This window comes from Brevundimonas sp. SH203 (assembly GCF_002157625.1).
Lineage (GTDB): Bacteria > Pseudomonadota > Alphaproteobacteria > Caulobacterales > Caulobacteraceae > Brevundimonas.
On sequence record NZ_BDMM01000005.1, the window covers coordinates 251332 to 264893 of the forward strand.

A 13562-nucleotide genomic window follows, 5' to 3' on the forward strand; every position below is an offset into this window, starting at 1 on the left:
TAAGAGAGCGTCCGCCGCCCCCACCCGACCTCGCGTCGCTCGGCCACCCTCCCCGTCTCGGGGAGGGATAGGCGTTGTTGATCGCCAGCCCTCATATTCCGGCGACCGAAACATCGTCTTTTCAACAACTTGCTGACCGACAGCGTCTTTCAGCCATACACGGTCCGAACCGGGGTTATGATCTCCCCCGGTCTTTGACATCGCGATCCCAAACGTCTCGGCCGTTTTCCAGCCCCGAGGGACACGCCGACCGCCCAATTGCACAGGTGCAAACTCGGCCCGTAGATTTCCCTTATTTTACAGTCGCCTGAAAAGCCAATTGCACTAATTGCACCATTTTTCTTCGGTGCAATTCGGCCTTCAGACCGCCAGGCAAACCACTTGGGCCACCCGCAGGTCGCGTCTCAGGGTGTTCGACACCTGGCCATAGTCCTCGGTCGTCACCGCCGGCCCCTGCGCCGCCTCCGCCCGGGTCTGTTCGCCCCGGATGGCGCGGCCGAAGGTCTCGGGCGCGGTGGTGTAGATGCGACCCCGGCGCGGCGCCTCGGCGATGGTCACGCCCACCACCCGCCCTTGCGAATCCAGCGCCGGCGCGCCCGACAGGCCCGACAGCGTCCCCTCCAGCCCGTCGGTGCGCCCGACCTCGGCCCAGGCCAGCACCGGCTCCTCGCGCGCGCCGCGTCCGAACACCTTCAGCGTCTCGCGACCCAGCAGGCGCGACGTCACCTCGCCCGGCCGCCCCTGCGGAAAGCCGGGGTGGAAGGCCCTCTGTCCTTTTCTCAGCGGCTCGCGCACCGCCACGGGCAGGGCCGCCGGGCCGCCGTCGGTGATCAGAAGCGCCACGTCCGCGCGCGGCGCCAGCCGCACGTCCGCCGCCACCGCCCGGCCCGGCCCCACCACCAGCGCCGGCTTGCGGCAGCCCTCGACCACATGGCGCGCGGTGATCCACCGGCCGCGCCCGGCGATGGAGAAGGCGGTGCCGGACGACGGCTGGAACGGCGTCTCGCCCGCGTCGATGGTCACGGCCGTATCGAACGGCGTGATCGGCCCCAGCAGCGGCCCCTCCTCGACATCGGCGGCGGGGGGCGCAGGCGGGGCGTCGGCGTTCTCGCGCCGACCCAACGACACGGCCAGGAGAACGGCCGCCACCGCCCCGTAGATGGCCCAGTCCGGCAGGCGCGGAAACTGCATGACGTCGCCCGGCCGATCAGCCGGTCAGGGCGGCGGACAGGATCACCGCCGTCGCCAGCTTGGCCCCCAGCAGCACCACCGCCGCCGAAATCTCTCCGTGCCGGATGCGCTCGGGCAGTCCGTTCAGCAGCAGGTCCACGACCCGGAACGCCAGCAGCTGCAGCACCACCGTCGCCACGCCCCAGATGGCGATGTCGCGCACCGAGGTCGACACCGCCAGGGACACCGCCAGCGGCACGGCCAGGCCCACCAGCACCCCGGCGAAGGCGATGGCCGCCGCCGTGTTGCCCTGACGGATCAGCTCGACCTCTTTCCACGGCGTCAGCATCGCATAGACCGTGGCCCCCGCCGCCAGCAGCAGCAGGGTCACGATCAGGTGCATCACCATGACCGGAAAGCCCGAGGCGAAGGCCTGAACCTCGGCGCTCGACAGCACGTTCGACAGGGACGGGTCCATGCCCCACGCCTTGCCCGATTGCCGCCCCAATCCGCAAGCGCGGCGCGGCCACACCTTGTGACTAAAGATTACAGCACGCCGCCGTCCTGGTTGTCCTTTCGCGCCTTGGCCAACGCCGCGCTTTCGCGCTTCAGCGGCTTGGCGACCGGACAGATCTCCTGGACATAACCGTTCAGGGTGTTGGTCAGTTGATCCGGCGCCAAGCTGTAATGGACGTACTGGCCCTTCTTGTCGCTCGTCACCAGACCGGCGACTTCCAGCACCGACAGATGCTGCGACACCGCGGGTTTGGAGATCTCGAACTTGGCCGCGATCTCCCCCGCCGTCAGGTCGGCATGGGCCAGATAGGCCAGAATCTTGCGCCGGATGGGGCTGGAGAGGGCTTCGAACACGCGCTGCATGATCGGCATTTAAGCGATTTGCTAACGGCTTGCCAGAGGCAAATTTCAATGTTTAAGTCATTACCTAAATACCTATCTGTAGCATCGCCATGACCGACCATGACCCCTGCGCCGTAAACCACCTGATCGAGACGCCCGGCTGCAGTCCGGTGAAGGGGCGCGTCGTCTGGGACCCGGCCCCCTCGCTCTGGAACGGGGCCATGCTGGCCGCGACCCTGATCTTCGGCGCGGCGACTTTCAGCCTGGGCGCCCTTGCGGTCTTCGTCGTCACGACGGGGACGACCCTGTTGCTGGGGCATTCGGTCGGGTTTCATCGTCGGATGATCCACGGCAGTTTCGACTGTCCACTGTTGCTGGAGCGGCTGCTCTCCTGGTTCGGAACGGCGGTGGGCATGAGCGGCCCGTTCCGCATGATCCGCGCCCACGACATCCGCGACTGGGCCCAGCGTCAGTCGGACTGCCACGACTATCTGGCTCACCGTCGGCCGATGCTGATCGACGCGATCTGGCAGATGCACGGTCGACTGGTGCTGGAGCGCCCGCCCGCCTTCGACCTGGGCCGGATCGGCCGCGACCCCGTCCACCGCTTCCTGGAACGAACCTGGATGCTGCAACAGTTGCCCATCGCGGGCGGCCTGTGGCTGCTGGGCGGCTGGGGCTTCGTGGTCTGGGGCGTCTGCGCCCGCGTGTCGATCAGCGTGATCGGTCATTGGTTCGTCGGCCATCTGGCCCACCGGCGCGGCCCCCAGACCTGGCGGGTGCGCGACGCCGGCGTCCAGGCCCACGACGTCCCCTGGGCCGCCATACCGACCATGGGCGAGGCCTGGCACAACAACCATCACGCCTACCCCGGCTCGGCCCGCATCGGCCTCTATCCCGGCCAGAGCGATTGGGGCTGGCGGTTCATTCAGGGGCTGGAACGGCTGGGACTGGCGTGGAACGTGCGGACGCCCGAAACGATGATGGATCGGCCGGTCGTGCGTGTAGGAGGATGACGATGCTTGAAGCGCTGTTTTCGCGCCTGTGGCCGCTGTTTTTCGCCGCTGTCTGCGCCTCTGCCGCAGTCAGCGGCATAACCATGATCGCGGCGTTCGCGGCTTCGGTCGCCGGGCTTAAGCAAGGCGTACCAACGGCGGCGATGGATGGCCTCATAGCCCTCGCCATCGTTCTTCATCTTGCGCCGATGGTTCTTGGCGCCTTCCTCTTGGGAAGTTCATGCGTCGGCGTACCGACCTATCTAATCCTCAGACGGATGGGCCGGACAGGACCTTGGGCGCTCGCCACCGCAGGCGCGCTGCTCGCCGGGCTCACGGCCTCATTGGCTTTGGGCGCTCTGGGCCCACTGGTGATCCTGCCCGTAACGGCGGCTGGCGCTGTCGGAGCGCTGATTTGTCAGATCGTCGCCGAGCAACTGCCTATGCCGCTTCCGCCCCGGCCGCCTGCTCGGCCTTCCTGAGCGCGGACGCCCGGACCTTCTCGCTTTCGGACTTCAGCTGGCCGCAGGCGGCCAGGATGTCGCGGCCGCGGGGGGTGCGGATGGGGCTGGCGTAGCCGGCCTTGTTCAGGATGGCGGCGAAACGCTCGATGGTCTTCCAGTCCGAGCATTCGTAGTCGACGCCCGGCCAGGGGTTGAACGGGATCAGGTTGATCTTGGCCGGGATGCCCTCGATCAGCTTCAGCAGGGCGCGCGCCTCTTCCGGGCTGTCGTTGACCCCCTTCAGCATGACGTATTCGAACGTCACCCGCCGCGCGTTCGACAGGCCTGGATAGGCCCGGATCGCCGCCATCAGCTGTTCCAGCGGATATTTCTTGTTCAGCGGCACCAGCACGTCGCGCAAGCGATCGTTGGTGGCATGCAGGCTGATGGCCAGCATGGCCGCCGTCCGCTCGCCCAGCGCCTGCAGCTGCGGCACGACGCCCGAGGTCGAGACCGTGATCCGGCGGCGCGACAGGGCGATCCCCTCGTTGTCCGAGATGATGTCGATGGCGTCGGAGACATTGTCCAGATTGTAGAGCGGCTCGCCCATGCCCATGAACACGATGTTGGACAGGCGGCGGTCTTCCTTGGGCGACGGCCATTCCTCCAGGTCGTCGCGCGCCACCTGGACCTGGGCCACGATCTCGGCGGCGGTCAGGTTGCGGACCAGCTTCTGCGTGCCGGTGTGGCAGAAGGTGCAGTTCAGGGTGCAGCCGACCTGGCTGGACACGCACAGGGCGCCGGCCCGGCCCACGTCGGGGATATAGACGGTCTCGATCTCGATGCCCGGCGCGGTGCGGATCAGCCATTTGCGCGTGCCGTCCTTGGACACCTGGCGCTCGACCACCTCGGGGCGGGCCAGGGTGAAATGCTCGGCCAGCCTGGCCTGCATGTCCTTGGCCACGTTCGACATGGCCGAAAAGTCGGTGACGCCATAGTGATGAATCCAGCTCCACACCTGGCTGGCGCGCATCTTCGCCTTTTCGGGCGGGCAGACGTCGGCGTCGATCAGGGCCTGGCGCAGGCCCGCGCGCGTCAGACCGCTGAGGTTGACGGGGGCTTTGGGAGCGGCGTTCGAGACGCGCGAAAGATCGAGCGTGATGCTCAAGGCGGCGATCCTGCGTAGGGTTGAGCCCGCCTCTATAGCACAGAACCCGGCGATTGCATGACTGGGACGGATTCGAAGCCCCCTAGAGCCCCACGTCCCAGACGCCGGCGTCGCGCATCCGGGTCTCGCGCGCCTCTTCGGCCCGGCCGCCCATGTCGCGCGCCATGCCGCGAATGGCGGTCGAGACGGTGGCCTTGTGCAGGCCCGGCACGACGGCGTGGATGAAGGCGGCGCCCGCCAGACCCATCAGCTTGAAGCCGAACCGGGACGAGGCGGCCATATGTTCGAAATAGGTTTCCCCCACCTCGCGCGGATGGTCGCGGAACAGCCGGGCGAACGGGGTCGCGGCGCTGCGGCGGCGGTCCATCGTCGTCTGGCTCATCTCACGGGTCTCCTGGGTCGGCGTAGGCCTCTATGGTCACGCCGGACGGCAGCAAAGGCAACCCCTGTGCCCGGCCCCGCCCTCCGGCGACGCAAATCCCATCGTCAGGCGCGAAAACTCGGTCTAGGGTCCGGGTTCGATCAAGGGAATGCTCATGCCGATCCGCTCCAAGGCCGTCTCCTCCGTCGCGCTCGCCCTGGCTCTGGCGGCCGCCGCCACGCCCGTCCTGGCCCGGCCCGTCGCCCAGGCCGACGCGCGCGCGGCCGGCGTCGGCCTGCCCTACGACGCGCGGCGCGGGGTGTTCAGCTTCTCCTCGGGTCTGGAGGGATCGCTGCCGGCGGTGGTCCAGGTCACGACCCTGGGCCAGTCGCGCGGCCCCAGCTCGGATTCCACCGATCCCAAACCCTACGCCTCCGGCTCGGGCGTCATCGTCGATGCGGCCGAGGGTCTGATCATCACCAACAACCACGTGGTCGAGGGCGGTCGCAAGTTCACCGTCGACCTGACCGACGGCCGCCTGTTCGACGCGGTTCTGGTCGGGGCAGACAAGGCCACCGACATCGCCGTGCTGCGGATCACCCCCGACGGCCGCCCCCTGAACCTGAAACAGGTCCAGACGGTGGATTCCGACACCCTGCGCACCGGCGACCTGGCCTTTGCGGTCGGCTATCCGCTGGGCCTGGACCAGACCCTGACCATGGGCGTCATCTCGGGCCTGAACCGTTCGGGCCTGGGCGATGCGGTCGAGGACTATATCCAGACCGACGCGGCCGTGAACTCGGGCAATTCCGGCGGGCCGCTGCTGGACAGCCGGGGCCGGCTGATCGGCATCAACACCTCGATCCTGTCGGGCGGTCTGGGCGGCGGCAACGACGGCATCGCCTTCGCCGTGCCGACACGGATCATGCTGTATGTCGCCGACCAGCTGAAGAAGAACGGCGAGGTCAAGCGCGGCTCGACCGGCGCCATCTTCGGCTCGCTGAACGCCGAACGGGCGCGTGAACTGCATCTGGGCATCGTGCGCGGCGCGGTCGTCGCCGACGTGGCCCCCGGCTCCCCGGCCGAGCGCGCGGGCCTGCGCCACAACGACGTCATCACCCGCCTGCAGGGCCGCCCCGTCGCCAACGCCGGATCGGTCAACGCCACGGTGGGCATCGCCGCGCCGGGCTCGGACCTCAGCGTCTCCTATCTGCGCGACGGCCGCGACGCCACGACCTCGCTTCGCGTCGAGACCCCGTCCGACCAGCCGGTGACGATGGGCGCACAGTCTGTCGTCGCCTATGGCGCGGCTCTGCGGAATCAGGACGGCGGCGCCCAGGTGGTCAGCGTCCAGGCCGGCTCTGCGGCGGCCCAGGCCGATCTGACGGCCGGCGACGTCGTCACCGCCGTCGCCGGCGCCCCGGTCGCCGACGCGCGCGCGGCCGCCACGGCCCTTCAGGGCGCCGGCGGCGCGGTGGAACTGACGATCACGAGAGGCGGCGAACGCCAGACCCTGACCCTGAACCTGTAGCGGGTTCCGGGGTTAGGCTCCGGGGTAGGCGGGCTCCAGACAGCGAAACGCCCGCCTTGCCAGGGAGGGGGAGGGGAAAGGCAGGGCGGGCGCTCGCTTGGAGGAAGCATCGGCCGCCGGAGCCCGTAAACTGGAAACATCCAGGGGGGCTGGGGGGGCTGTTCAGGATCCGGGACGCTTCCGAACTCCGACGAGCCGATGATCGATATTTCGGCGGCCATGCAGGCGGGCGAAGGACCGAAACGGGGCCATTTCGTGTCTGGAACGATTTTCCTCCACCCCGCCCTCGGCCGCCCGGCGTCCCGCCTCTGGCGTCGCCCGAGGCGCGGCCTAAGTTGAGGGGATGAGCATGACCCCTCACGACACGGCGCCCGCCCCCGGCCCCGTCTTCTTCGACCGGCGCGAACTGGACCCGATCCTGCGCGTCTATGGCCGGATGGTCGCCCAGGGCGAATGGCGCGACTACGCCATGGTCGGGCACAGGGACTTCGCCGAGTTCGCCGTCTTCCGCCGCACCGGCGACGCCCCCGCCTACCGCATCGAAAAACGCCCCGCCCTCCAGACCCGCCAGGGCCAATGGGCCGTCATCGGCGAAGGCGGCCAGATCCTGCGCCGCGGCCGCGACCTGCTTCAGGTGCTGCGCGTGTTCGACGGACGCCGGTTTCAGATCGTGGACTAAGGCCAAATGAAAAGGGCCCCGCGAGGGGCCTTTCCGCATCCGTCCTTCGACAGCGTTTAGTTCCGGTTGCCGCCCATGAAGCGCAGCAGGAAGAGGAACAGGTTCACGAAGTTGATGAACAGGCTCAGCGCGCCATAGCTGGTGGCGACGCCCAGAGCGTTGCGGTCGCCTTCCAGCGCATAGTAGCTCATCTTCAGGCGCTGGGTGTCGAAGGCGATCAGGCCCGAGAACAGCAGCACGCCGGCGGCGCTGATGATCCAGTACAGGACGCCGTTGGGCCAGAACATATTGACCAGCGAGGCGATGATCAGGCCGATCACGCCCATGATCAGGAAGGTGCCCATCGGCGACAGGTCGCGCTTGGTCGTGTAGCCGTACAGGCTGAGGCCGCCGAAGGCCGCCGCCGTGACGAGGAAGGTCGAGGCCACGCTGGCGCCGGTGTAGATCAGGAAGACCCAGCCCAGCGAGGCGCCCATGGTCGCCACGACCAGCCAGTACAGCACATTGGTCGCGCCGGCCGTCGGGTTCTTCATGAAGAACATCGAGCCGAAGATCAGCACCAGCGGCGCGAACTGCACCGCCATGCCCAGGATGGTCATTCCCATGCGGCCGTCGGGACCGACGGTGTAGAGCAGTTGCTGGACGGCGGGGACGTTGCCGGTCGTGTAGGCAAGGGCGGCGGCGACCACCAGGCCCAGGGCCAGCTTGTTATAAACGCCCAGCATGAAGGCGCGCAGGCCGGCGTCGACCGACATGTCGGCCGTCTGCGGCAGAGGACGGGCGTAGCCGTTGTTGAAATCGCTCATGGCGACGAACTTTCTCCGGTTGGCCGGAGAGACGTCTCCGGTCGTCAGCCTCGAATATCGTCAGCCGAGGCCCTGACTGCAAGGAAAACCGGGCTTGGAGCCATGCGTTCCCGTCGCTACCTTCCGTCGCATGGTTCGTCTGTTCGCCGCCCTGACCCTGCCGCCCGACGTCGCCGACGGCTTGAAGCGGCGGCAATCCGGCCTGCCGGGCGCGCGCTGGCGACCGCTGGAAGCGCTGCACGTCACCCTGGCCTTCTATGGCGAGATGGACGAGCGGCGCGCCGACGATCTGGCCTCGGAACTGGCGCGCGTCGCCGGCGAACCGTTCCAGATCGCGCTGAAGGGCGTCGGCGCCTTCGGCGACGACCACCGCAGCCATACGCTGTGGGCCGGGGTGGAGACGCCGAACGACCGGCTGTCGGTTCTCGCCGGGCGCTGCAAGGCGGCGGGTCAGCGCGCGGGCGTGGCGATGGAGGCGCGCGATTATCGCCCCCACGTCACCCTGGCCTATCTGAAATCCCAGACCAACCCCGACCGCATCGGCGCCTGGATGGCCGGGCACAATCTGCTGCATTCGCCGCCGATCCGCATCGACCGCTTCGGCCTGTATTCCAGCGTCCTGACCGACGACGGCAGCCATTACGAACTTGAGCGGGAGTATCTGCTGTGACCGACGTTCGCCTTGAGACCGACCGCCTGATCCTGCGCCCGCCGACGCTGGAGGATTTTCCGCGCTGGGCCGAGTTCCAGGCCGATCCCGAGACGACCCGCTTCATCGGCGGGGTCAAGACGCCGGCCGAGACCTGGCGCCTGCTGGCGACCGTCGCCGGGGCGTGGAGCCTGACGGGCGTGGGCTTCTTCTCGGTGATCGAGAAATCCACCGGCCTGTGGCTGGGCCGGATCGGACCGTGGCGGCCGCACGGCTGGCCGGGGGCGGAGGTCGGCTGGTCGCTGCACCCCGACGCCACGGGCAAGGGCTATGCCCAGGAAGCCGCGATCGCCAGCATGGACTACGCCTTCGATGTCCTGGGCTGGGACGACGTGATCCACACCATCGAGAACGGCAACGCCGCCTCGACCCGGCTGGCCCAGCGTCTGGGGTCGCGCAATCGCGGCAAGGCCAGCCTGCCCGAACCCTTCGCCGGCGTCGTCGCCGACGTATGGGGCCAGACCCGCGCGGAATGGGCGGTCAACCGCGAAACCCTGAGGCGCTGAACACAACCGATCGCGTCCGCGGCGCGTATGTCCTCCATACCGAACGAGGATATGCCCATGTCGCGCGCCTGCCTGATCGCCGCCTTCGCCGCCCTCGCTCTCATGCCGGCGACGTCGTTCGCCCAGGCGTCCGACGTCGATCTGGATCGGTTCGACGGCCGCTGGTTCGAGATCGAGCGCAATCACAACACCGTCCAGAAGGATTGCAGCCGCGCCCAGATCGACTTCACCCCGCAAGGCGCCGCCGACCGCTACGCCATCGCCGTGACCTGCACCCGGCGCGCCGACGGCAAGGTCGAGGTGCTGCGCGCCAACGCCCGCGTCACCGACACCACGTCCAACGCCCGGTTCCGTTTCAGCCTGACCGGCCTGCTCAGCTTCGGCGGTCTGGCGGGCCAGAACTACTGGGTCTATGACCACGCGCCCGACTACAGCTGGGCCGTCATGGGCCTGCCCGACAAGTCGAACTGGTGGATCTGGCATCGAGACCAGAATGCGTCGCAGGCCGAGCGCGACCGCATCCTGGCTCGCGTGCGCGCCCTGGGCTTTCCGATGGGACGGCTGGTCCACACCGGCCTGTAAAGGCGACGCTTGCGATGGGAACGTAGGCGGAACATAAGCTGACGCCATGTCCGCCGCCGTCCACCTCGAACTGGTCTTCAGCCGCCCGGAGACGACCCTGTCGGTGACGCGCGGCGCGGCGCGGCTGCTGATGGACATGGGCTATGCGCCGCTGCTGGAGGTCTGTTTGCCGAACGGGCGGCGGGCCGACGTCATGGGCGTGGGGCGGCGCGGCGACATCGTGATTTGCGAAGTCAAGTCGGGCGTCGACGACTATCGCGTCGACCGCAAATGGCAGGAGTACGGCCCTTTCTGCGACGCCTTCTACTTCGCCGTGGCGCCCGAGTTTCCGCAGGACATCCTGCCCGACGCGCCGGGCCTGATCGTCGCCGACGGCTTCGGCGGGGCGGTGTTGCGCGAGGCGGGGGTGACGCCGCTGGCCCCCGCGCGGCGCAAGGCGCTGACGCTGGCCTTCGCACGTCTGGGCGCCCTGCGAACGATGCGGGACTAAAGTCGGCGGAACAGCGCCGTTTCGAACCCTTCGGCGACCAGACGCGCCTCGACCTCGGCCAGGGGTTCGATGACCACGCCCTTGCCGCCCGTGGCGTGGATGATCCGTTCGCCGTCCAGCATCAGGGCCGAATGGCCGGTCCAGTCGTGATCGCCCCGGGGCGCCAGCCAGACGACGATGTCGTTGCGCCGGGCCTCGGCCGCCGCGACCGCATGCCCCAGCCGCGCCTGCCCGTCCGACCGACGCGGCCCCGGCAGGCCGCAGGCCAGCAAGGTCTGCTGCACCAGGCCCGAACAGTCGGTGGAGAGGGAGGATCGCGCGCCCAGTTCGTGCGGCCGGCCCAGCAGCCGTTCGGCCACCGCGACAAGGTCCGTCTCGAAGGCGCCGACGGGGCTGAGATCGGCGGAGTCCAGCCCCTCGCGCCCCTCGACCACCAGGGCGTTCAGCGGCAGGGCCGCGTCCACGCCCGCCACCCGATGCGTCGCCAGCGGCGCCCCGGCCGACAGACTGTCCGCCACCACCCAGCCGACCACGCCGTCGCGCCGCGCCCGGCCCCAGGCGCGACCGTTCGACCGTTCCAGAACGTCGAAAACCTCGCCATGCAGCAGTTGGTCGATCCGCGTATCGGCGTCCGACAGCACGTCCGCCACGGCGACGCGACAGTGCATCGTCTCGGTCGCGCGATAAGCCCCGGCGCGCACCAGACCCTCCAACGCCTGTTCGGCGAGGTCGGGTCGGGCGAGACGGTCGCCGGGCGGAACAAGATCGAGGACGTCGGTCAACGTGAACTCGCGTGATTGAGCCTGCAGCCTATCCCCCGATGGCTTAGGGGCCGTTAACGCGCGTCGCTTTTTCGAAGAAAATCAACAGAACTGCGTTCTTCCGATTTCCCCGATCTGGCCCGGATCGACGCCTCCGAAGCCTTCCGCCCTACCCCGGATAGCGCGCCTTCAGCATGGCGTAGCAGGCGCGCAGGGCCTGCGCCTCGCCGCCTTCGGGCCAGCCGGGGCGGGCGCGGGGGTTCCAGGCGAAGATGTCCATGTGCGCCCAGGCCCCGGTCTCGGGCGCGAACTTTTGCAGGAACAGGGCCGCCGTGACCGATCCGGCCTGGGCCCAGCCGGCGGGATCGTTCCTGAGATCCGCGATCTCGGCGTCCAGCGCCGCGCGATAGCCGGGCCACAGGGGCATCCGCCACATCGGATCGCGCACCTCGGCGGCCGCCGTCAGCAACTGGCCCGCCAGCGTCTCGTCGTCCGTATAGAGGGGCGGCAGCTCCGGCCCCAGGGCGATCCGCGCCGCCCCGGTCAGGGTGGCGAAATCCAGCGTCAGGTCGGGTTCGTGTTCGCCCGCCCGCGTCAGGGCGTCAGCCAGGATCAGCCGACCCTCGGCGTCCGTATTGCCGACCTCGATGGTCAGACCCTTGCGGCTGTTCAGGATGTCGCCGGGCCGGAAGGCGTCGCCGGACACCGCATTCTCCACCGCCGCCACGATCACCACCAGACGCACCGGCAGATCGGCCTGCATCACCAGCCGCCCCAGCGCCAGGGCGTGGGCCGAACCGCCCATGTCCTTCTTCATGTTCCGCATCCCGGCGGCGGGCTTCAGGTCCAGTCCGCCGGTGTCGAACACCACCCCCTTGCCGACCAGGGCCACCAGCGGCAGCTGGGTCTGGTCCAGCTTCCAGCCGATCTCGATCAGGCGCGGCGCGCGGTTCGGGGCGGCGGCGCGGCCGACGGCATGGATGGCCGGATAGTTGTCGTCCAGCAGAGCGTCGCCCTCCGTCACCGCGATGTTCGCTCCGGCGCTCTCGGCGATCTCGCGGGCGATGGTCTCGATCTGCAGCGGCCCCATGTCGGCGGCGGGGGTGTCGACCATCTCACGCGCCAGGGCGCAGGCGGCGACGATGCGCGACACCTCGACCGCATCCAGTCCCTCGGGCGCGACCAGCCTGACGGGCGCGCGCTCCGGCCGGGCCTTGTAGCGGTCGAACACATAGGCCCCCAACAGGAAGGCCAATGTCGCTTGATGGGCCGCCTGATGCGCCGCCTCGCCCTCCAGAGCCAGCCGGTACAGGCCGCCCGGCAACCGCGCCGACAGACCGCGCGCCGTCATTGGATCGAAGGCCCGGCCGGCGCCCAGCAGCACCTCGACCGCCGCCCCGTCGGCGCCCGCGACGACCAGCAGCTGTCCCGCCTTGCCCTCGAACCCGTTCAGCGCGGCCCAGCGGCCGGCGGCGCCGTCCAGCGTCTGACCGGCCGACACGATGCGGATCGGCACGGCGTCCGCGCCGTCGGCGGCGGCGACCAGAAGGGGATGCAGGGCGGACATGAGCGGCCTCGAAACGCGGTTAACCATTGGTTGACGCAGAGCGGCGACCCTGAGCGCGCTAAAGACCCAAGGACCGTTCGGACCTGTCCCATGTCGCCCATGCCCGCCCTGATCGCAACCATCGCCCTGACCGCGAGCGCGAGCGTCGCCTCCGCCCAGGCCAGCGATCCCGCGCCGGTCGCGGCCCAGCAGCAACGCGGCCCGTCGTCGGCCCAGGTGCGCGCCACCTATGACCGGATGGACGCCCTGTCGCGGTCGGTCTTCTGGGCGTCGGAGCAGCAGGCCGATCCGACCGATGCGGTCGCGGGCGTCAAACTGGCCCAGGCCCTGCGCGAACTGGGCCGCTATGATCAGGCGGCCGAGGCGGCCCAGGCCACGCTGAACCTGAAGCCGACCGATCTGGACGCCCTGCTGGAGCTGGGTCGCGCCCATATCGCGCGCGGCCAGGCTTTTTATGGCGTCGACCCGCTGGAGAAGGCGCGCGATCTGGCCCCGCGCGACTGGCGGCCCTATTCGCTGCTGGGCGTGGCCTATGAGCAGGTGCGCCGCTTCGACGACGCCCGCGCCGCCTGGAACCAGGCGCTGGTCGTGTCGCCCGACAATCCCGATGTCCTGACCAACGCCGCCACCGCCGCCCTGACGCACGGCGACGCGCCGGGCGCCGAGGCCCTGCTGCGCCGCGCCGCCGCCCAGCCGACCGCCTCGGCCAAGGTGCGCCAGAACCTGGCCCTGGCCCTGGGTCTTCAGGGCAAGATGGGCGAGGCCGAACAGATCCTGCGCCGCGAACTGCCCCCGGAACAGGCCGAGCAGAACCTGAACTGGCTGCGCGCCCGTTCCGCGCCCGGCGTGACGGCCGCCGCCGCGCCGGGCCGCGTCGCCACCCCTGCCCCGGGCACCGACACGGCCCGGACCTGGAATTCGCTTCAGGGCGGCTGA

The 13562-nt window shown here is 69.3% G+C and carries 17 protein-coding genes; 9 read left to right on the forward strand and 8 right to left on the reverse strand.

Features of this window, described 5'->3' with window-relative positions:
* Window positions 1-360: 360 nt before the first annotated feature.
* From SH203_RS12410 to SH203_RS12420, 3 genes are all read right to left on the reverse strand, one after another.
* Complete coding sequence (locus SH203_RS12410; RefSeq protein WP_087121249.1) at window positions 361-1191, reverse strand: serine protease; 831 nt, start codon at window positions 1189-1191, stop codon at window positions 361-363.
* Window positions 1192-1207: 16 nt separating this feature from the next.
* Window positions 1208-1648 (reverse strand): DUF350 domain-containing protein, encoded by a 441-nt coding sequence (locus SH203_RS12415; RefSeq protein ID WP_087121250.1) that lies wholly within the window; start codon window positions 1646-1648, stop codon window positions 1208-1210.
* 68 nt (window positions 1649-1716) lie between these two features.
* The gene (locus tag SH203_RS12420; RefSeq protein ID WP_087121330.1) at window positions 1717-2049 is read right to left on the reverse strand and encodes a metalloregulator ArsR/SmtB family transcription factor; all 333 of its coding nucleotides are present in this window, start codon (window positions 2047-2049) and stop codon (window positions 1717-1719) included.
* Between the two features lie 89 nt (window positions 2050-2138).
* On the opposite strand from SH203_RS12420, the gene SH203_RS12425 reads away from it, so the two are divergent.
* Window positions 2139-3044, forward strand: a complete 906-nt coding sequence (locus SH203_RS12425) for an acyl-CoA desaturase (protein ID WP_087121251.1) — start codon at window positions 2139-2141, stop codon at window positions 3042-3044.
* 2 nt (window positions 3045-3046) lie between these two features.
* Entirely contained in the window at window positions 3047-3505 is a 459-nt protein-coding gene (locus SH203_RS12430) for a hypothetical protein (protein WP_143275728.1), read from the forward strand.
* On the opposite strand, the gene rlmN is transcribed toward SH203_RS12430, so the two are convergent.
* Both rlmN and SH203_RS12440 read right to left on the reverse strand, forming a co-directional pair.
* Window positions 3465-4634, reverse strand: coding sequence for a 23S rRNA (adenine(2503)-C(2))-methyltransferase RlmN (gene rlmN / locus SH203_RS12435; protein WP_087121253.1), 1170 nt, complete (start codon window positions 4632-4634; stop codon window positions 3465-3467). The genes SH203_RS12430 and rlmN overlap by 41 nt on opposite strands.
* Before the next feature lie 82 nt (window positions 4635-4716).
* The gene (locus SH203_RS12440; protein ID WP_200808921.1) at window positions 4717-5016 is read right to left on the reverse strand and encodes a DUF6356 family protein; all 300 of its coding nucleotides are present in this window, start codon (window positions 5014-5016) and stop codon (window positions 4717-4719) included.
* 154 nt (window positions 5017-5170) lie between these two features.
* On the opposite strand from SH203_RS12440, the gene SH203_RS12445 reads away from it, so the two are divergent.
* Window positions 5171-6526 (forward strand): trypsin-like peptidase domain-containing protein, encoded by a 1356-nt coding sequence (locus SH203_RS12445; RefSeq protein WP_200808922.1) that lies wholly within the window; start codon window positions 5171-5173, stop codon window positions 6524-6526.
* A gap of 343 nt (window positions 6527-6869) precedes the next feature.
* Window positions 6870-7205, forward strand: a complete 336-nt coding sequence (locus tag SH203_RS12450) for a DUF2794 domain-containing protein (RefSeq protein ID WP_087121255.1) — start codon at window positions 6870-6872, stop codon at window positions 7203-7205.
* Between the two features lie 56 nt (window positions 7206-7261).
* On the opposite strand, the gene SH203_RS12455 is transcribed toward SH203_RS12450, so the two are convergent.
* Window positions 7262-8011, reverse strand: a complete 750-nt coding sequence (locus tag SH203_RS12455; RefSeq protein WP_087121256.1) for a Bax inhibitor-1/YccA family protein — start codon at window positions 8009-8011, stop codon at window positions 7262-7264.
* Between the two features lie 130 nt (window positions 8012-8141).
* Between SH203_RS12455 and thpR the strand changes: the two genes are divergently transcribed.
* Genes thpR through mmcB form a run of 4 tightly spaced genes read left to right on the forward strand, consistent with a single transcriptional unit; the run spans window position 8142 to window position 10298 of the window.
* Entirely contained in the window at window positions 8142-8681 is a 540-nt protein-coding gene (gene thpR, locus SH203_RS12460) for an RNA 2',3'-cyclic phosphodiesterase (RefSeq protein WP_087121257.1), read from the forward strand.
* Window positions 8678-9226 (forward strand): GNAT family N-acetyltransferase, encoded by a 549-nt coding sequence (locus SH203_RS12465; protein ID WP_087121258.1) that lies wholly within the window; start codon window positions 8678-8680, stop codon window positions 9224-9226. Before thpR ends, SH203_RS12465 begins: the two co-directional genes overlap by 4 nt.
* Window positions 9227-9283: 57 nt before the next feature.
* A complete protein-coding gene (locus tag SH203_RS12470) occupies window positions 9284-9808 on the forward strand; it encodes a lipocalin family protein (RefSeq protein ID WP_087121332.1) in 525 nt (174 codons plus the stop codon).
* 46 nt (window positions 9809-9854) lie between these two features.
* The gene (gene mmcB, locus SH203_RS12475; protein WP_087121259.1) at window positions 9855-10298 is read left to right on the forward strand and encodes a DNA repair putative endonuclease MmcB; all 444 of its coding nucleotides are present in this window, start codon (window positions 9855-9857) and stop codon (window positions 10296-10298) included.
* On the opposite strand, the gene SH203_RS12480 is transcribed toward mmcB, so the two are convergent.
* Window positions 10295-11080, reverse strand: a complete 786-nt coding sequence (locus SH203_RS12480) for an NlpC/P60 family protein (protein WP_087121260.1) — start codon at window positions 11078-11080, stop codon at window positions 10295-10297. The two genes, mmcB and SH203_RS12480, sit on opposite strands and share 4 nt — an antisense overlap.
* A gap of 148 nt (window positions 11081-11228) precedes the next feature.
* Window positions 11229-12626, reverse strand: coding sequence for a M17 family metallopeptidase (locus tag SH203_RS12485; RefSeq protein ID WP_087121261.1), 1398 nt, complete (start codon window positions 12624-12626; stop codon window positions 11229-11231).
* Between the two features lie 90 nt (window positions 12627-12716).
* Here SH203_RS12485 and SH203_RS12490 point away from each other — a divergent pair, with 90 nt between their 5' ends.
* A complete protein-coding gene (locus tag SH203_RS12490) occupies window positions 12717-13562 on the forward strand; it encodes a tetratricopeptide repeat protein (protein WP_087121262.1) in 846 nt (281 codons plus the stop codon).

What these genes read in the sequence shown, in the direction of transcription:
- SH203_RS12490 (WP_087121262.1), top strand. Translation starts at nt 12,717, where the DNA reads ATGTCGCCCATGCCCGCCCTGATCGCAACCATCGCCCTGACCGCGAGC.
- SH203_RS12410 (WP_087121249.1), bottom strand. Translation starts at nt 1,191, where the DNA reads ATGCAGTTTCCGCGCCTGCCGGACTGGGCCATCTACGGGGCGGTGGCG.
- thpR (WP_087121257.1), top strand. Translation starts at nt 8,142, where the DNA reads ATGGTTCGTCTGTTCGCCGCCCTGACCCTGCCGCCCGACGTCGCCGAC.
- SH203_RS12450 (WP_087121255.1), top strand. Translation starts at nt 6,870, where the DNA reads ATGAGCATGACCCCTCACGACACGGCGCCCGCCCCCGGCCCCGTCTTC.
- SH203_RS12425 (WP_087121251.1), top strand. Translation starts at nt 2,139, where the DNA reads ATGACCGACCATGACCCCTGCGCCGTAAACCACCTGATCGAGACGCCC.
- SH203_RS12455 (WP_087121256.1), bottom strand. Translation starts at nt 8,011, where the DNA reads ATGAGCGATTTCAACAACGGCTACGCCCGTCCTCTGCCGCAGACGGCC.
- SH203_RS12415 (WP_087121250.1), bottom strand. Translation starts at nt 1,648, where the DNA reads ATGGACCCGTCCCTGTCGAACGTGCTGTCGAGCGCCGAGGTTCAGGCC.
- mmcB (WP_087121259.1), top strand. Translation starts at nt 9,855, where the DNA reads ATGTCCGCCGCCGTCCACCTCGAACTGGTCTTCAGCCGCCCGGAGACG.
- SH203_RS12440 (WP_200808921.1), bottom strand. Translation starts at nt 5,016, where the DNA reads ATGAGCCAGACGACGATGGACCGCCGCCGCAGCGCCGCGACCCCGTTC.
- SH203_RS12485 (WP_087121261.1), bottom strand. Translation starts at nt 12,626, where the DNA reads ATGTCCGCCCTGCATCCCCTTCTGGTCGCCGCCGCCGACGGCGCGGAC.
- SH203_RS12470 (WP_087121332.1), top strand. Translation starts at nt 9,284, where the DNA reads ATGTCGCGCGCCTGCCTGATCGCCGCCTTCGCCGCCCTCGCTCTCATG.
- SH203_RS12420 (WP_087121330.1), bottom strand. Translation starts at nt 2,049, where the DNA reads ATGCAGCGCGTGTTCGAAGCCCTCTCCAGCCCCATCCGGCGCAAGATT.
- SH203_RS12430 (WP_143275728.1), top strand. Translation starts at nt 3,047, where the DNA reads ATGCTTGAAGCGCTGTTTTCGCGCCTGTGGCCGCTGTTTTTCGCCGCT.
- SH203_RS12445 (WP_200808922.1), top strand. Translation starts at nt 5,171, where the DNA reads ATGCCGATCCGCTCCAAGGCCGTCTCCTCCGTCGCGCTCGCCCTGGCT.